Origin of the sequence: Rhizobium leguminosarum, assembly GCF_001679785.1 — a bacterium.
Lineage (GTDB): Bacteria > Pseudomonadota > Alphaproteobacteria > Rhizobiales > Rhizobiaceae > Rhizobium > Rhizobium leguminosarum_R.
Genome location: NZ_CP016286.1, coordinates 2,759,791 through 2,776,109, shown reverse-complemented (window position 1 = coordinate 2,776,109; position 16,319 = coordinate 2,759,791). Strand labels below are relative to the sequence as shown.

Sequence of the window (16,319 nt, the reverse complement as noted above, 5' to 3'; positions counted from 1 at the left end):
ATCAAACCATCGAGGTGATGTCATGGATTGCTATGTTATCGAACAGAGCCCGCCGCAGCCGACCATCGGAATTTTCCGGCGCATCGGCGGCCAGCTGGCGCGGATCTGGCGCATGCCTAGCCTCGATCTCGACACGGCGCCCGATCGCGTCAAGCGCGATCTCGGTTTCCTCGACGGGCGCGATCCCTATTACGAAGACGAGCGCATGCGGTAGGCGCCAAGCGCCGTCAGGATCTCCGCAGCGGTCATGGCGGCGATCACTTCAGGGCGCTTGTCCCTGACCGCCGCGCCGCCGATCGGCAGCGTCAGCCGTTCCATCCAGCCGCGCTCGCCGCCGCCTTCGCGGGAAAGCCAACTGGCGAAGGTGGCGCGCTTGGTCACCGAGCCGATCATGCCGGCGTAGGCGAGATCCGTTCTTTCCAGCGCTTCACGGGCGATGAGGAAATCCAGCGCATGATTGTGCGTCAGGATGACGACCACACCGCCGGCCGGAATATCCTTCACCAATGCTTCCGGCATCGGCATGAGCCGCGTCTTCGTCTCGGCAGGCAGGTTGGCAAGCTCTTCCTGCCGCGTCTCGACGACGGTCACCGACAGCGGCAGCGGCGCAAGAGCCTTTGCCAGCGCCCGGCCGACATGGCCGGCACCAAAGAGATAGACCTCCGGCAGACTCTCGATCTCGCCGGTAAGTCTGGCCTCGATTTCTTCGGCAACCGCCTGCGTCACCCGGCGAAACCGCAATTGCGTGCGCCCACCGCAGCACTGACCGATGTCAGGGCCGAGCGGGATATCCATCTCCGCCATCCCGCCGGTTCCCGCCAACATGTCCCGCGCATTCGCGATCGCTATGAATTCGAACTGCCCGCCGCCGATCGTACCCCACAGGGCCTCAGCCGAGACGAGCATGAATGTGCCGGCCTCACGCGGGGTCGAGCCCTGCGTGCCGGTGATGTCGACGAGGATGCAGTCCGGGTGGGCGGCAAGGAAGCGGCGGATGTCGGTCATCGGTGGGTGGCCGATGGGTTGGTGGGTGTATCACCCCCCTCTGTCCTGCCGGACATCTCCCCCACAAGGGGGGAGATCGGTATGAGGCAGCGGCTTCCCGGAACAGAGAAGTCGCAGCGTAGAGTCGGACTTTGGCGATGTAGCTGCAGGGTAGTAAGGCGCAGAGCATTCGGTCTTGCTGATCTCCCCCCTTGTGGGGGAGATGTCCGGCAGGACAGAGGGGGGTATCGCTCACCCCAAGCTCTCTGCCCGTCCTGCTCAGCCGACAAACCAGCCGGACGCGTTCCCATCTGCTACACCCGCCTCATCCGCTCGACCGCCATCAGCACCCGCTCCGGCGTCGCCGGGGCGTCGAGCCTCGGGCAGACTTTGTAGTTGGCGACGCTTGCCACGGCCATCGACAGCGCTTCCAGCACCGAGATCGCCAGCATCAAGGGTGGTTCGCCGACGGCCTTGGAGCGGCCGATGGTGGCTTCTGTATTCTCTGACCATTCGGCGAGGCGCACGTTGAAGATCTTCGGGCGGTCGGAGGCGAGCGGGATCTTGTAGGTCGAGGGAGCATGGGTGCGCAGCCGGCCCTTGTCGTCCCACCAGAGCTCTTCCGTCGTCAGCCAGCCCAATCCCTGTACGAAAGCGCCTTCGACCTGGCCCATATCGATCGCCGGATTTAGGGAGCGGCCGACATCGTGGAGGATGTCGGTGCGGTCGATCAGATATTCGCCCGTCAGCGTGTCGATCGAAACCTCGGTGCAGGAGGCGCCGTAGGCGAAATAATAGAAGGGCGTGCCGCGGCCGGCTTTGCGGTCCCAGTGGATCTTCGGCGTCTTGTAGAAGCCGGCCGCGGAAAGCTGGACGCGGGCGAAATACGCCTGCTTGATGAAATCGGGGAAGGGGATCTCGATCTCGCCGACGCGCACGCGGTTTGGCAGGAAGACGACGTCGGCAGGCCCAACATCCCATTTCTCGGTGGCAAAGGCGACAAGCCGTTCCTTGATCTGGCGAGCGGCGTCATAGGCGGCCATGCCGTTCAAGTCCGAGCCGGAGGAGGCTGCGGTGGCCGAGGTGTTCGGCACCTTAGCTGTCGTCGTCGCGGTGATCTTGACGCGATCGCTATCGACCTGGAAGCTGTCGGCCAGCACCTGAGCCACCTTCGTGTAGAGGCCCTGGCCCATCTCGGTGCCGCCATGGTTCAGGTGGATCGAGCCGTCCTGGTAGATGTGGACGAGGGCGCCTGCCTGGTTGAAGGCGGTCATGGTGAAGGAGATGCCGAACTTGACCGGTGTCAGCGCGATGCCCTTTCTTATGTAGCGGCTGTCGCGGTTGAAGGCGATGATGGCGTTGCGCCGCGCCCGGTATTCGGCCGTTTTCTCCAACTCCTCGACGATGCGGGCGATGATATTGTCCTCAACCTCCTGATGATAGGGGGTGAGTGTGCGCTCCGAGCCCGGCTGGCCGTAGAAATTCAGTTTGCGGACATCAAGCGGGTCCTTGCCGACGGCATAGGCGATCTCCTCGATGAAGCGTTCGGCGCCGAGCATGCCCTGCGGTCCACCGAAGCCGCGAAAGGCTGTGTTGGAGACGGTGTGCGTCTTCAGCGGCTTCGAGGTCAGATGCACATGCGGATAGAAATAGCTGGAATCGGCATGGAAGAGGGCACGGTCGGTTACCGGTCCTGAGAGGTCGGAGGAGAAACCGCAGCGCGCCGCATAGGTGGCGTCTACCGCATGGATGCGGCCTTCGGCGTCGAAGCCGAGCTCATAATCGACGAGGAAATCGTGGCGCTTGCCGGTGGCGCTCATGTCTTCGTCGCGATCCGGGCGGAATTTGACGGCGCGGCCGAGCTTCTTGGCGGCGATCGCCGCAAGGGCTGCGAACTGATTGCCCTGCGTCTCCTTGCCGCCGAAGCCGCCGCCCATGCGGCGCACATTGACGGTCACGGCATTGGAGGGGATGTCGAGCACGTGGCCGACGATATGCTGGATCTCGCTCGGGTGCTGCGTCGAGGACCAGACGGTGACCTCGTCATCCTCGCCGGGGATTGCCACGGCGATATGGCCTTCGAGGTAGAAATGCTCCTGCCCGCCGATGCGCATCTGACCTTTCAGACGCATGGCGGCATTCGTCATTTCCGTGTCCGGCTCGCCGCGCCGCAGCGTCATCGGAGTGATGACGAGCGGGCCGCCATTGGCGAGCGCGCCGTCGATGTCACTCCAATGTGGCAGGTCGCGATAGTCGATCTTCGCCAGCCGCGCGGCGCGGCGGGCGGCATCACGCGTCTCGGCGATGACGGCAAAGATCGGCTGGCCGTGGAACTGAACTAAAGTTTCAGCCAGCAGCGGCTCGTCATGGCTGCCGTTGGAGCTGACGTCGTTGATGCCGGGCACGTCCTTGCCGGTGAAGACCCAGACGACGCCGGGATGCGCGGCGACCGCGGAAAGATCGATGCCGAGGATTTCGGCATGCGCCCGGCCGGAGAGGCCAAGCGCCCCATGCAGCAGACCTGCGGGTTCGGGAATATCGTCGATATAATCAGCGGTTCCGGTGACATGCTTATGCGCTGAATCATGCCGCAGCGAGCCGTGCATCGGGCCTGCGATGATGGTCTTGCGGTCTTCGAAAGTGGACTTATCCATTAGCGGTGTCCTCCGCGAAGGGAGCGATGGGATGCGGTTACGCCGTACTCCCTCATTCCTGTGCCTGTCACAGGAATCCAGCCACCGCGCGTCTGCGCGGTGAATGACTCATATGAAGCAGAGGAAAGGTCTCCCGCGCCCGAAGACTCGGGCGCACTGGATTCCTGTGACAAGCACAGGAATGAGGGAGGGGCGGAGAACGCGACTGTTCCCATCAAAGCTTGCAATCTGGGAGCGGAGGTCGATCTCTCCATCACGCCACCTCCTCGAACCGCTTCAGTTCCGCCGGCGCGCCCACGGTCTCGAGATAGAACCGCGTCAACAGGTTCTTCGCCGTCAGCTGGCGGTATTCCGCCGTCGCGCGCCAGTCGGTCAGCGGCTGGTAATCGGCGTCGAAGGCGGGTCGGGCTGCCTCGATCGTCGCTTCCGTCAATGGTTTGCCGATCAACTCGGCCTCCACCGTGCGGGCGCGTTTCGGCGTTGCCGCCATGCCGCCGAAGGCGATGCGGACGTCGGAAACGATTTCGGCCTCGTCGAGCGTCAGCAGGAAGGCGCCGAGCACGGCCGTGATGTCCTCGTCGCGGCGCTTGGTGATCTTGTAGGCGGCAAAGCGGCTGGCTGCTGCCGGATAGGGAACGAAGACGCTCTCGACGAATTCGCCGGGTTTCCGATCCTGCTTGCCATAGGCGATGAAGAAATCCTCGAGCGGCATTCTGCGCTGGCCTTCCAGGGACCGCAGCGTGAGCGTCGCGCCGAGCGCGATCAGTGGCGGCGGGCTGTCGCCGATCGGCGAGCCGTTGGCGATGTTGCCGCCAATCGTGCCCATGTTGCGCACCTGCTCGCCGCCGACGCGATCGATCAACCGGCCGAGCGCCGGGATTTTCTGAGAGATTGCTTCGAAGGCCTTGGTGTAACTGACGCCGGCGCCGATGGCGACGCCGTCCTCGCCTTCCGTGACCGACTGCAATTCGCTCAAATGATTGATGAAGACGACCGGGCTCAGCCTGCGCATCTGCTTCGTCACCCAGAGGCCGACATCCGTCGCGCCGGCGACGATAATCGCGTCAGGTTCCTGCGTGAGGACTTCGGCCAGTGCCTGCATCGAAGCCGGCACAATCAGCCGGTCTTCGCCATTCGCGATCCTGATCGTGCCACTCGCCTGCATTGCCCAAAGCCGCGCGACGATTTCAGAGCGCGTCCGTTCCAGCGGATCGAAGAGCGTGCTCGGCCGCATCAGGCTCACCTGCTCGGCGGCCTTGACGATCGGCTCATAGCCCGTGCAGCGACAGAGATTGCCCTGCAGCGCCTTTTCGATTTCCTGGCGGCTCGGCTTTTCCCTGGCGAGCCAGAGACCATAAAGTGACATGACGAAGCCCGGGGTACAGAAGCCGCATTGCGAGCCGTGGCAATCGACCAGTGCCTGCTGCACCGGATGCAGCGCGCCGTCCCTGCCGGCCAGATGCTCGACCGTTACCACATGGGTGGCGTGCAGCGAGCCGATGAAACGGATGCAGGCATTGACGGATTCATAGGCGAGCTTGCCGTCCGCCAGCCGTCCGACGAGTACGGTGCAGGCGCCGCAATCGCCTTCCGCGCATCCTTCCTTGGTGCCCGTCAGCCGTCGCTTCAATCGTAAAAAATCGAGAAGCGTCTCGGTTGGCCCGACATCGGTAAGCGTGATGTCCTCGCCATTCAGGATGAAGCGGATGCTGTCGTTCATGATATTCCCGGTTGTTTTTCCAAATGGTTAAGCCGCTGTCCATCCACCGTCAATCGAGATGTGCGTTCCGGTCACCTGCCGGGCGGCATCGCTGGCAAGGTAGAGCGACAGCGCGCCGATCTCCTCGGCCTTGACGAATTCATGCGTCGGCTGCGCCTTGAGGATGACCTCGCTCTTTACCTGTTCCTCGGTCATGCCGCGGGCCTTGGCGGTATCCGGTATCTGCTTCTCGACGAGCGGCGTCAGCACGTAACCGGGGCAGATGGCGTTCACGGTTACGCCGAACTCGGCAAGTTCGAGTGCTGCCGTCTTGGTCAGGCCCAATATACCATGTTTTGCCGCGACATAGGCGGATTTGAAGGGGGAGGCGACAAGTCCGTGGGCCGAGGCGATGTTGATGATGCGGCCGTATTTTTTCGCCTTCATCAGCGGGATCGCGGCGCGCATCGTATGAAATGAACTCGACAGGTTGATCGCGATGATCTGGTCCCATTTGTCGATCGGGAAATCCTCGATCTTCTCGACGTGCTGGATGCCGGCATTGTTGACCAGGACATCGACGCCGCCGAAGGTCTTCGCTGCCGTTTCGATCAGGTCGGCAATCTCGGCGGGCTTCGTCATGTCGGCCGGATGATAGAGCGTCCGGCGGCCTTTGGACAATGATTCAAGCCGTTCGACGATCGCCTTGATTTCATCGGCCTTTCCGAAACCGTTGATGACGATGTTGTCGCCCGTTTCGGCGAAGGCAGTGGCGATCGCAAGGCCGATGCCGCTGGTGGAACCCGTGACGACGACTGTTCTGCTCATGCTGTTCTCCCTGAAATCGTGATGCTGCGTTGCAGCGTTGGTTGCGAAGTTATGCCCAAAGCCGGCGGGCTGGCAATTCCGCTTTATTCGCTTTTCTCGCCCGCATCCGTGTCCTATTGATTTGCTTCGACAATTGACATGCTGAGGGAGGGTTTTCATGAGCGGATATGTTCTGGCGATCGATCAGGGAACGACGTCGACGCGGGCGATCGTCTTCGATGGCGACATGCATGTCGCCGGCAAGGGCCAGAAGGAATTTACCCAGATCTATCCGCGCTCCGGCTGGGTCGAGCACGATCCCGAGGAAATCTGGGATTCGGTCGTCTCCACCGTCCACATGGCGCTGCGCGATGCCGGGATCGAGGCTAGGGATCTTGCAGCGCTCGGCATCACCAACCAGCGCGAAACCGTCGTCGTCTGGGAGCGCGAAACGGGCCGGCCGATCCAGAATGCCATTGTCTGGCAGGACCGGCGTACGGCAAGCTATTGCGACAATCTGAAACGGCAGGATCTCGAGCGGCTGTTCACGAGGAAGACCGGGCTGATCCTCGATCCTTATTTTTCCGGCACCAAGCTCTCCTGGATGCTGGCTAACGTGAAGGGCGCGCGGGCGCGCGCCGCCAAGGGCGATCTCTGCTTCGGTACGATCGACACCTTCCTGATCTGGCGGCTGACGGGTGGCAAGAGCTTCGTCACCGATGCCACCAACGCCTCGCGCACACTGATGTACAACATTGCCGAAAACATGTGGGACGAGGATCTGCTTGAGATTCTGAGGGTCCCCGCCGCCATGCTGCCGGAGGTCAAGGATTGCGCCGCCGATTTCGGCACGGTCGATCCTGATGTTTTCGGTGCTGCTATCCCGATCCTCGGCGTGGCCGGCGACCAGCAGGCAGCGACCATTGGCCAGGCGTGTTTTGCGCCGGGCATGATGAAATCAACCTACGGCACCGGCTGTTTCGCGCTGCTCAATACCGGCGCGGACATGGTGCGATCCAAAAACCGGCTGTTGACCACCATCGCCTACCGCCTGAACGGCGAGACGACCTATGCGCTGGAAGGTTCGATCTTCATCGCCGGCGCCGCGGTGCAATGGCTGCGGGACGGGCTCGGCATCATCGGCAGCGCCGCCGAGACCAACGCGCTTGCCGAAAAGGCCGATCCGACCCAGGAGGTCTATCTCGTGCCCGCCTTCACCGGCCTCGGCGCACCGCATTGGGATGCTGCGGCGCGCGGCGCGATCTTCGGGCTGACGCGCAATAGCAGGCCGGCGGAACTCTCCCGGGCGGCACTGGAAGCTGTCTGCTACCAGACCCGCGACCTGCTCGACGCCATGCAGAAGGACTGGAAGAACGGCGCCGAGGACACGGTGCTGCGCGTCGATGGCGGCATGGTCGCCTCTAACTGGACGATGCAGCGCCTTGCCGACCTGCTCGATGCCCCGGTCGACCGCCCGGTCATTCTCGAGACGACGGCGCTGGGAGCCGCGTGGCTCGCCGGCAGCCGGGCAGGGGTGTGGCCGGACCGGGACGGTTTTTCGGCGACCTGGAAACGCGATCGGCGGTTCGAGCCCGAGATGGACGAGAAGGTGCGGGCGGCAAAGCTCAAGGGTTGGAAGAATGCGGTCAAGCGGACGCTGAGCGAGGGGTAAGGGGGCGGATGGAGCCGCGATATAACTCCGCTCGTTTCTGCGAGTTACTCGGCTATTTCTGCAGCCACGGCGTTGCCGTGCTCGAGAAGATCACGAATTTCCCATCAATAATTTTTTGATGCGGCCTGTCGGGTAAGCGGTTACTCCTTCGTCATTTGGAAAGAGGAGTGAGCAATGCTTTATGCAATCCTTTGTTACGCCCATGAGGAAACCGTCTTCGCCTGGACCAAGGAGGAGGAGGCTGCCGTCATGGAGAAACTCTACGCCGTGCAGGAGCCGCTTGCCGCATCCGGCAAACTCGGCCCTGTCGGCCGGCTGATGCCGACCACGGCTGCGACCACAGTGCGCAAGGGCAAGGACGAGCCCTTGGTCATCGATGGGCCTTTTGCGGAAACGAAAGAGGCGCTTCTCGGCTTCTATGTGGTCGACTTTGAAACGCTCGACGAGGCGATCGCCTTCTCGAAGCAGCTTTCATCCGTCAATCCAGGTTCCACCTCTTACGAAATTCGGCCTTTCTACGTCTTCAGGCCGGGAGATGCTTCATCATGACAGACATTGCCTGGATCGACCACGCACTTGCCTCGGCCCGGCCAAAGGCCGTCGGCGCACTGCTGCGCTATTTCCGCAATCTCGATACAGCGGAAGAGGCGTTTCAGGAGGCGTGCCTGAGGGCGATCCGGACATGGCCGGAGAAAGGGCCGCCGCGTGATCCGACAGCCTGGCTTATCTTCGTCGGCCGCAACAGCGGCATCGACGCGGTGCGCAAGCGGGCAAAGATCCAGGCTCTGCCGGATGAAGACGTCATTTCCGATACCGAGGATGCCGAAAGCGATATCGCCGGGCGGCTGGATGATTCCAATTATCGCGACGATATTCTGCGGCTGCTGTTCATCTGCTGCCATCCCGATCTGCCGGCAACCCAGCAGATCGCGCTGGCGCTGCGCATCGTCTCCGGCCTTTCGGTGCCGCAGATCGCGCGTGCCTTCCTGGTTTCCGAAAGCGCCATGGAACAGCGCATCACCCGGGCCAAGGCGCGCGTCGCCAAGGCTGGCGTGCCCTTCGAAACGCCGAGCCCGCAGGAAAGAGCCGAACGGCTCTTGATCGTCAGCACGATGATTTACCTGATCTTCAACGAGGGCTACAGCCAGGCCGATCCCAGGCATGAGGCGGCTGCCTTCAGCGACGAAGCGATCCGGCTGGCGCGCTTGATGCTGCATATCTTCCCATCCGAACCGGAGCTGATGGGGCTGCTTGCGCTCATGCTCCTGCAGATCTCGCGCCGGCCGGCGCGCTTCAATGCCGGAGACGAGATCGTGCTGCTCGAAGATCAGGACCGGTCGCTCTGGAACCAACCGCTCATCAATGAGGCGTTGGCGCTGCTCGATAAGGCGCTGCGCCATCGCAAGCCCGCTCCTTATCAGATTCAGGCAGCGATTGCCGCCGTTCACTCCCGCGCAAAACGCGCTGAGGATACCGACTGGGTGGAGATCGATCTGCTCTATCGCGCGTTGGAGCGTCTCCAGCCATCGCCTGTCATAACGCTGAACCGGGCCGTCGTCGTCTCCAAGCTCCAGGGTGCGCAGGATGCGCTCGACCTCATCGATCCGCTTGGCGAAAAACTCGGCGGCTATTTCTACTATCACGGCTTACGGGGCGGACTGCTGAAGCAGCTTGGCTTGACCAGCCAGGCGCGCGAAGCCTTCGACCGCGCCATTGCACTGGCCCATTCGGCGGCTGAGGCAGCCCATATCCGCCGGCAGATCGACAAGATGCAGGAAGAGGCCACGCAGCCGATCGCAAAATAAAATGCGAAAAAGCCGGCGCGTTGTCGGAACGGCGAACTCTGACACGTCCTTGTAACAACCTGACAGGAAACAGGTTTCATTCAAATGGAGAGATGTCGAAATGACCGCCAGCACGCAACATGAACTCGTCCTCGTTCGCGAATTCGACGCGCCGCGCGAGAAGATCTACAAAGCATGGACTGATCCCGATCTGCTGAAGCAGTGGTTCGTGCCGCGTCCCTCAGTATCCGAACCACGGCGTCTATCTCGATGTCGTCGAGAACGAGAAGATCGTCTTCACCGATGCCTATACCAGCGCCTGGGTGCCTTCCGAGAAACTTTTCTTCACGGGCGTGATCCTGCTCGAAGATCTCGGCAACGGTCGCACGAAATATACGGCCAAGGCGCTGCACTGGCGCGCCGAGGACAAGGAAGCACACGAGAAGATGGGTTTCCACGAAGGATGGGGCAAGGCTGCTGACCAACTGGCGGAGCTGCTGGCGAAGATGTGAGCGGTAACGGGGCCGCCCTGCGCGGCCTTTTCGTCATCTGCCGTGTGAAGTTATTCGAGAGATGATTCCGCTCGCCTCTTGAAGTGGTTGATCCGGAATCGAAATTGGTGATCGGTGGTCTCTCCAGGTGCCTTTTGGCACGACGTGTGCCAATCTTCCGCCATGAAGGGCCTATGTCTAATTCTCGCATCGAAGCGCAACGGCACGCTCTATATTGGCGTGACGCGCGATCTGGCAGGGCGTTTGTACGAACACCAGAATGAACTGACGCCGGGCTTTACGTCGAGATATGGCGTCAAGATTTTAGCCTGGTTCGAGGAGTACGACCTCCTGACGACTGCGATCACGCGCGAGAAAACGATCAAGAAATGGCCGCGGCAGTGGAAGCTTAATCTCATCGAGAGGGAGAATCCCGAATGGGAGGATATCTCGTTTCATCTTTTGGGTTTGTGAGAAGATGAGTCTCTTGTCGCGCGGACGCGCGACTGCTGGATTCCTGTGACAAGAACAGGAATGAGGGAGTTCTTGGTGTTTGTGGAATTCAACAACAATCGCTTACCCAATATGACGATAATGCTTTGAATGATAACAGATATTAGTGGCGGAGTGCATACCTCTTGCTCCCTCACCAAGTCCTGTGCTTGTCACAGGAATCCAGCAGCGCCGTGTCCACGGCGCAAAGACTCTTTGCCGTCTCGCGATGGGAGTCCATCAACCGTCAGAAACACAACGCCGCCTATCGAGATTCTCGAACATTCCGTTCCAGAATTTGTATTTGCGCTCTATCCCCGGCATCCTTATCTCAGCCGAGAATTCAACAGGATGCCGATGATGGAACTGGGGCTTTACACATTCGCCGACGTCAATCCCAACCCTTCCCGCAGCAAGGGCGCGGAAGCGGCCGAACGGCTGAAGCATCTTATCGAGGAAATCGAGCTTGCCGATCAGGTGGGGCTCGACGTCTTCGGGCTCGGCGAACATCATCGGCCGGACTATGCAGCGTCTGCTCCGGCGGTCGTCCTGGCAGCGGCCGCCGTCAAGACCAGGAATATCCGGCTGACCAGTGCGGTCACCGTGCTCTCCTCCGATGATCCGGTGCGTGTCTTCCAGCAGTTTTCGACGCTTGATCTGATCTCCAGCGGCCGGGCCGAAATCATGGCGGGGCGTGGCTCCTTCATCGAGTCCTTCCCGCTGTTCGGCTATAATCTCGAAGACTACGACCAGCTTTTCGAGGAGAAGCTCGATCTGCTGCTGGCGCTGCGCGACAGCGAGGTTGTGGAGTGGAAGGGCGAGCTTCGCGCGCCGATCAACGGGCGCGGCGTCTATCCCAGGCCGCTGCAGGATACATTGCCGCTCTGGGTCGCGGTCGGCGGTACGCCGCAGTCGGTGGCGCGCGCCGGCGCGCTGGGCCTGCCGGTGGCGCTGGCGATCATCGGCGGCGAGCCGCGCCGTTTTGCGCCGCTGTTCGATCTCTACCGCGAGGCCGCGCGCCGGGCAGGGCAGGATCAGTCAAAGTTGAAGACCAGCATCAACGTCCACGGCTTCATCGCCGACACGACGGCGGCAGCCGCCGACCAATTCTACGGGCCGCAGGCGGAGGTGATGAACCGCATCGGCCGCGAGCGCGGCTGGGGGCCGACCAACCGGGCGCATTTCGACATGTCGCGCGGGCCGAACGGCGCGCTCTTCGTCGGTGATCCCGAAGTGGTCGCCGAAAAGATCATCGCCCATCATGCGCTCTTCAAGAACGACCGCTTCCTGCTGCAGATGGCGATCGGCCTGATGCCGCATGCCGAGATCATGCGCGGCATCGAGCTTTACGGCACGAAAGTCGCGCCGATCGTCAGAAAGGCGTTGACTGATAGCAGCGAAGAGGCGAAAGCCACGGCTTCGAGCGCATAACGCCGAAAATCGGAATCGATTTTCGAAACGGAGTATGCGCAGATTCGAAGTGACAGAGCGTCCTTAGGGCTTCCTGTTGGAGGCGCGGCGCTCTAAGGCGGCCGCTGCCGCCCTGCGCAAGGCCGGAACAGACGAATGGTTATCGCAAACGACGACGAACTGACAAAGCTCAAGGAGATCGGCCGCATCTGCGCAAACGCCATTCAGGTGATGGCGGCGGCGATGGAGCCCGGCATGACGACGCTGGAGCTCGACCTGATCGGCCGCAAGGTGCTCGAGGATTCGGGCGCGCGTTCGGCGCCGGAGTTCTGCTACCAGTTTCCCGGTGCTACCTGTATCAGTATCAACGAGGAAATCGCCCACGGTATTCCCGGCCCGCGCGTGATCCGCGCCGGCGATCTGATCAATATCGACGTCTCGGCGGAAAAGGATGGCTTCTTCGCCGATACCGGCGCCTCCTTCGCGGTGCCGCCGGTCAAGCCGAAGATCGAACGGCTCTGCCGTGACGGCAAGCGGGCGCTTTGGATCGGGCTCAACCAGGTCAAATCGGGCGAGCCGTTGGCAAAGATCGGCACCGCCGTCGGCGCCTTTGCGCAGAAGAATCGCTATACGCTGGTCGCCAATCTGGCGAGCCACGGCGTCGGCCGCTCGCTGCATGAGGAGCCGGCCGAGCTCTCGACCTGGCCGGACCCTTCGGAAAAACGGATGATGACGGAAGGTCTCGTCTTCACCGTGGAGCCGTTTCTCTCGCTCGGCGCGACATGGGCCGAAGGCGGCGACGATGCCTGGACCCTCTATGCCGATCCGAAGGCGCCGACCGTGCAATACGAACATACGGTGGTCGCGACGCGCAACGGGCCAGTGATTTTGACCTTGCCGGACGAGCGGGCGTAGAGCATTAGGGGCGCCTCGCCCTTCGAGGTTAGCGCACTCGTCAACTCACTGAGCTTGCCGGCCAGCCTTCCTCTTTACCCCCGCGTTCCCGGCCTGCCGCCTTGCAGGATTTCCGTGGCGGCGCGTTCGAGGATGCCGGCAATGCGGGCGGCTTCGGGTTTCGACCAGGGATAGCGCATCCTGAGCGCCGAGCGCAGCAGCATGCGGGCGGCGCGGATATCGCCGCCGTCCTGCATGAAGTCGCCGTCATCGCCATCGTCGGCGCCGTGACGGTCGGTTTCGAAGACACGCTTCACATGGGCCATCTTCTCGCCGATGCGTTCCAGCTTGGCGAACGTATGCAGGATCATGGCGCGATTTTCCTCGACCCGGCCGCGGCCGGCTTCGGTGATGCGATAGAGCTTCTTGGCGCCCTCGGCTTCGACCTCGGCAAGGCCGGTTTCCTCGAGATAAGTGAGCGCGGGATAGATGACGCCGGGGCTCGGTACATAGAAACCGCCGGAACGCTCCTCCAGTATCTTTATCAATTCGTAGCCGTGGCGCGGTTGCTCAGCGAGCAGCGCCAGGATGACGAGCTGCAGGTCGCCCGCCGCGAATTTGCGGCCCATGCGGAAGTCTCCGCCGAACATGCCCCCTTTAAAACCTCTCATGGTTCTTTCTTTCATCGTTAGACGTATCGTTAGCTATGTCGTAAAAAATATATCGTACGATAATAGGTTTCAAGCGCGACCGAAAATTTTTGATATTTCGGGAAATTGATCGATCGATCAGAATTAGTCATTTGTGACGCCGGTGCTGCGGCGCGATAAGCGCTGCATGCTTTCCCGCACCGCTCACTCCCGGCCGAATCTCGTCTCCACCGCCGCTGCCGGCGCCGTTGCCATGGCCGCTGCCATGGGCTTCGGGCGCTTCTCCTATACGCCGATCCTGCCGGGCATGATCAGCGGCGTGCCGCTTTCGGCAACAGATGCAGGCTTCATCGCGTCGGCGAATTTCGTCGGTTATCTCGTCGGCGCCGTGCTCGCCGCCTATGGCTGGGCGGCGGGGCGGGAGCGGCTGGTGGCGCTGCTGTCGCTGCTGGCAACCGCGATCCTGCTTGCCGCCATGGCCGCCACCAATTCCGTCGCCGTCTTTGCCGTCATCCGTTTCCTTGCCGGCATAGCGAGCGCCTTTGTGATGGTGTTCACCTCGTCGATCGTGCTCAGCCACGGGGCCGCTGCCGGCAACGATCATGTGCAGGCGGCGCATTTCGGCGGCCCAGGGGCGGGCATTGCCCTGTCGTCGGTCATGGTGTTTCTGATCGGCCTCGGCTTTCACGACGGGTCGGGCGGCTGGCGCGCTGACTGGATCGGCGGGGCGATCTATTGCGCGGCAAGCCTCGTTATCGTTTTCCTGCTGCTGCCGTCGTCGCCGGCGCAATCGGCGCAGTCGGGCAAGGAGCCTGCACTGGTCTGGAACCGGCCGATGGTGCTGCTGACGCTGTCCTACGGCCTGTTCGGCTTCGGCTACGTCATCACCGCGACCTTCCTCGTCACCATCGCACGTCTTTCTGCAACGGGACCCTTCGTCGAATTCCTTTGCTGGTTCATCGCCGGCCTGACGGCCGCGGTGGCGCTGTTTGCCTGGAAGCCGCTGGTCAAGCCGCTCGGGCTTGGCGGCGTCTATGTCGCGGCGCTTCTGGTCGAAGCCGCCGGCGTGCTAGCGACCGTAGCGCTGCCGGCTTCTGCTGCACCGCTGATCGGCGGCGCGCTGTTCGGGGCAACGTTCTTGGCAATCACCGCCTACGGTCTGCAGATTGGCCGCAAGCTTTCGCCAGAGAGCCCGCGGCGGATCCTGGCGATGATGACGGCCGCTTTTGGCGTCGGCCAGATCGTCGGGCCTGTTGTTGCCGGTTGGATCGCCGAGCGCACGGGCAGCTTCACCGTGCCCACGATGATTGCCGCCGCGGCACTTGTCGCCTGCGCAGCGCTGGTGATGCCGGTGATCAAGAAAATCGCCTAACCGGTTACATCTCCGTAACAATCGGCTGAACCCATTGCTGCTTCCTTCGAACTGCCTTAGTTTCCGGCACAATCAGTGTTCGACGACACTCCCGAGACTCATCGTTCAGGAAAGCAAGATCCCCCGTGTTTCATTCCTTCTTCCCCCAGCCAAAAGCGTTCTTTACTTCGCTCGCAATCTGGACGCTGGCAGCGATTTTTGGCTGGTATTTCTTCGCCGCTGGTCTTGGTGCTTCCCTCGGTTTTGCAGCGGTTCCTGAAGAGCAGCAGCCGATCGATCTCTCCTTCTTCCTGCTACGGGAAAATCTCTGGTTTTATGGGTATTTCTTCCTGACCGCGGGGATCTTCTGCTGCGCTTGGCATCTGAAGGCGCGCAGCCATCCGTGGAAGACGTGGTCCATCTGGGGCTCGGCGCTTATCATTTTCGTGACCTATTTCAGCGTGCAGATTTCGGTTGTTATCAACAACTGGCGCCGGCCGTTCGGCGATTTGCTGCAAAATGCTCTGGCGAAGAAGCCCGGCATTACCGTCGAGAACTTCTACGATCTGTTCCTGGTTTTCGCGCAGATCGCCTTCCTCGCCATGTTCGTGTCGATCCTGACCGACTTTTTCACCAGCCATTACATCTTCCGTTGGCGGACGGCGATGAACAATTTCTACATGGCGAATTGGGAAAAGCTTCGCCATATCGAAGGCGCATCCCAGCGTGTGCAGGAAGACACGATGCGCTTTTCCAGCACCCTGGAAGGCCTCGGCATCAACCTGATCAATTCAGTGATGACGCTGGTCGTCTTCCTGCCGATCATGCTGGCGCTGTCACATTACGTGACCACGCTGCCGGTGCTCGGCGAAGTGCCGAACTCTCTCTTCTGGCTGGCTATCTTCTGGTCGGCTTTCGGCACCGCCCTACTCGCTGTCGCGGGTATCAAATTGCCTGGGCTGAATTTCAAGAACCAGCGCGTGGAGGCGGCTTACCGCAAGGAACTGGTTTATGGCGAAGATCATGCCGACCGAGCGCAGCCGCCGACGGTCCAGGAACTGTTCTCAAGGGTACGGAAAAATTATTTTACGCTGTACTTCCACTATATGTACTTCAATGTTGCCCGCTCGTTTTATCTGCAGGCGGACAATCTCTTCGTCTATTTCTTTATGGCGCCGACCCTTGTCGCCGGCGCCATCACATATGGTATCTTCCAACAGATCGCGACCGCTTTTGGCCAGGTCAGCAGCTCCTTCCAATATCTCGTCACTTCCTGGTCGACGATCATCGAGCTGCTCTCCATCCACAAGCGCCTCAAGGCCTTCGAGGCGGCAATCGACGACGAGCCGCTGCCTGATATTGACCAGCGCTACCTGGAGCGCGAAGCGGCGGGAGTCGTGCACGCCGACGGTTGATGCGCGGGGTATTCTG

Annotated in this window: 14 protein-coding genes and 1 pseudogene; 10 read left to right on the top strand and 5 right to left on the bottom strand. The window is 61.5% G+C overall.

All coding sequences use genetic code 11. From position 1 onward, the window contains the following. Positions 1 to 22 precede the first annotated feature (22 nt). On the top strand, positions 23 to 214 hold the full coding sequence (locus BA011_RS13855; RefSeq protein WP_065280896.1) for a hypothetical protein: 192 nt from the start codon (positions 23 to 25) through the stop codon (positions 212 to 214). Here the strand turns inward: BA011_RS13855 and xdhC are convergent. The 4 genes from xdhC to BA011_RS13835 all read right to left on the bottom strand — a co-directional run bounded on the left by xdhC (position 190) and on the right by BA011_RS13835 (position 6,165). Continuing rightward, the gene (gene xdhC / locus BA011_RS13850; RefSeq protein WP_065280895.1) at positions 190 to 1,005 is read right to left on the bottom strand and encodes a xanthine dehydrogenase accessory protein XdhC; all 816 of its coding nucleotides are present in this window, start codon (positions 1,003 to 1,005) and stop codon (positions 190 to 192) included. The two genes, BA011_RS13855 and xdhC, sit on opposite strands and share 25 nt — an antisense overlap. 293 nt (positions 1,006 to 1,298) lie before the next feature. Further along, on the bottom strand, positions 1,299 to 3,638 hold the full coding sequence (gene xdhB / locus BA011_RS13845) for a xanthine dehydrogenase molybdopterin binding subunit (RefSeq protein ID WP_065280894.1): 2,340 nt from the start codon (positions 3,636 to 3,638) through the stop codon (positions 1,299 to 1,301). Positions 3,639 to 3,891: 253 nt separating this feature from the next. Beyond that, positions 3,892 to 5,358 carry a xanthine dehydrogenase small subunit gene (gene xdhA, locus BA011_RS13840; RefSeq protein WP_065280893.1) on the bottom strand — a complete coding sequence of 489 codons (1,467 nt, stop codon included), beginning with the start codon at positions 5,356 to 5,358 and terminating at the stop codon, positions 3,892 to 3,894. 27 nt (positions 5,359 to 5,385) lie between these two features. Further along, on the bottom strand, positions 5,386 to 6,165 hold the full coding sequence (locus tag BA011_RS13835) for a 3-hydroxybutyrate dehydrogenase (RefSeq protein WP_065280892.1): 780 nt from the start codon (positions 6,163 to 6,165) through the stop codon (positions 5,386 to 5,388). A gap of 157 nt (positions 6,166 to 6,322) precedes the next feature. Here BA011_RS13835 and glpK point away from each other — a divergent pair, with 157 nt between their 5' ends. The 7 genes and pseudogenes from glpK to map all read left to right on the top strand — a co-directional run bounded on the left by glpK (position 6,323) and on the right by map (position 12,908). Continuing rightward, the gene (gene glpK, locus BA011_RS13830) at positions 6,323 to 7,816 is read left to right on the top strand and encodes a glycerol kinase GlpK (RefSeq protein ID WP_065280891.1); all 1,494 of its coding nucleotides are present in this window, start codon (positions 6,323 to 6,325) and stop codon (positions 7,814 to 7,816) included. A 174-nt stretch (positions 7,817 to 7,990) separates the two neighbouring features. Continuing rightward, positions 7,991 to 8,365, top strand: a complete 375-nt coding sequence (locus tag BA011_RS13825) for a YciI family protein (protein ID WP_003561490.1) — start codon at positions 7,991 to 7,993, stop codon at positions 8,363 to 8,365. Further along, positions 8,362 to 9,621, top strand: coding sequence for an RNA polymerase sigma factor (locus tag BA011_RS13820; protein ID WP_065280890.1), 1,260 nt, complete (start codon positions 8,362 to 8,364; stop codon positions 9,619 to 9,621). The genes BA011_RS13825 and BA011_RS13820 overlap by 4 nt, the downstream gene beginning before the upstream one ends. Before the next feature lie 100 nt (positions 9,622 to 9,721). After that, a pseudogene (locus BA011_RS13815) lies at positions 9,722 to 10,112 on the top strand (SRPBCC domain-containing protein). 162 nt (positions 10,113 to 10,274) lie between these two features. Continuing rightward, a complete protein-coding gene (locus BA011_RS13810; protein ID WP_065280889.1) occupies positions 10,275 to 10,565 on the top strand; it encodes a GIY-YIG nuclease family protein in 291 nt (96 codons plus the stop codon). Positions 10,566 to 10,943: 378 nt separating this feature from the next. Further along, positions 10,944 to 12,014 (top strand): LLM class flavin-dependent oxidoreductase, encoded by a 1,071-nt coding sequence (locus BA011_RS13805; protein ID WP_065282536.1) that lies wholly within the window; start codon positions 10,944 to 10,946, stop codon positions 12,012 to 12,014. Positions 12,015 to 12,149: 135 nt separating this feature from the next. After that, positions 12,150 to 12,908, top strand: coding sequence for a type I methionyl aminopeptidase (gene map, locus BA011_RS13800; protein WP_065280888.1), 759 nt, complete (start codon positions 12,150 to 12,152; stop codon positions 12,906 to 12,908). A gap of 74 nt (positions 12,909 to 12,982) precedes the next feature. Here map and BA011_RS13795 read toward each other — a convergent pair whose 3' ends face one another. Then, positions 12,983 to 13,558 (bottom strand): PadR family transcriptional regulator, encoded by a 576-nt coding sequence (locus tag BA011_RS13795; protein ID WP_065280887.1) that lies wholly within the window; start codon positions 13,556 to 13,558, stop codon positions 12,983 to 12,985. A gap of 166 nt (positions 13,559 to 13,724) precedes the next feature. Between BA011_RS13795 and BA011_RS13790 the strand changes: the two genes are divergently transcribed. Beyond that, the gene (locus tag BA011_RS13790; RefSeq protein ID WP_065282535.1) at positions 13,725 to 14,909 is read left to right on the top strand and encodes a YbfB/YjiJ family MFS transporter; all 1,185 of its coding nucleotides are present in this window, start codon (positions 13,725 to 13,727) and stop codon (positions 14,907 to 14,909) included. A gap of 125 nt (positions 14,910 to 15,034) precedes the next feature. Next, the gene (gene sbmA, locus BA011_RS13785) at positions 15,035 to 16,303 is read left to right on the top strand and encodes a peptide antibiotic transporter SbmA (RefSeq protein ID WP_065280886.1); all 1,269 of its coding nucleotides are present in this window, start codon (positions 15,035 to 15,037) and stop codon (positions 16,301 to 16,303) included. Positions 16,304 to 16,319 lie beyond the last annotated feature (16 nt).

Excerpts from the sequence above, each read along its gene's own strand:
- BA011_RS13805 (WP_065282536.1), top strand. The coding sequence starts at position 10,944 with ATGGAACTGGGGCTTTACACATTCGCCGACGTCAATCCCAACCCTTCC.
- BA011_RS13790 (WP_065282535.1), top strand. The coding sequence starts at position 13,725 with ATGCTTTCCCGCACCGCTCACTCCCGGCCGAATCTCGTCTCCACCGCC.
- BA011_RS13855 (WP_065280896.1), top strand. The coding sequence starts at position 23 with ATGGATTGCTATGTTATCGAACAGAGCCCGCCGCAGCCGACCATCGGA.
- BA011_RS13810 (WP_065280889.1), top strand. The coding sequence starts at position 10,275 with ATGAAGGGCCTATGTCTAATTCTCGCATCGAAGCGCAACGGCACGCTC.
- xdhB (WP_065280894.1), bottom strand. The coding sequence starts at position 3,638 with ATGGATAAGTCCACTTTCGAAGACCGCAAGACCATCATCGCAGGCCCG.
- glpK (WP_065280891.1), top strand. The coding sequence starts at position 6,323 with ATGAGCGGATATGTTCTGGCGATCGATCAGGGAACGACGTCGACGCGG.
- map (WP_065280888.1), top strand. The coding sequence starts at position 12,150 with ATGGTTATCGCAAACGACGACGAACTGACAAAGCTCAAGGAGATCGGC.
- BA011_RS13795 (WP_065280887.1), bottom strand. The coding sequence starts at position 13,558 with ATGAGAGGTTTTAAAGGGGGCATGTTCGGCGGAGACTTCCGCATGGGC.
- BA011_RS13820 (WP_065280890.1), top strand. The coding sequence starts at position 8,362 with ATGACAGACATTGCCTGGATCGACCACGCACTTGCCTCGGCCCGGCCA.
- xdhA (WP_065280893.1), bottom strand. The coding sequence starts at position 5,358 with ATGAACGACAGCATCCGCTTCATCCTGAATGGCGAGGACATCACGCTT.
- BA011_RS13835 (WP_065280892.1), bottom strand. The coding sequence starts at position 6,165 with ATGAGCAGAACAGTCGTCGTCACGGGTTCCACCAGCGGCATCGGCCTT.
- xdhC (WP_065280895.1), bottom strand. The coding sequence starts at position 1,005 with ATGACCGACATCCGCCGCTTCCTTGCCGCCCACCCGGACTGCATCCTC.
- BA011_RS13825 (WP_003561490.1), top strand. The coding sequence starts at position 7,991 with ATGCTTTATGCAATCCTTTGTTACGCCCATGAGGAAACCGTCTTCGCC.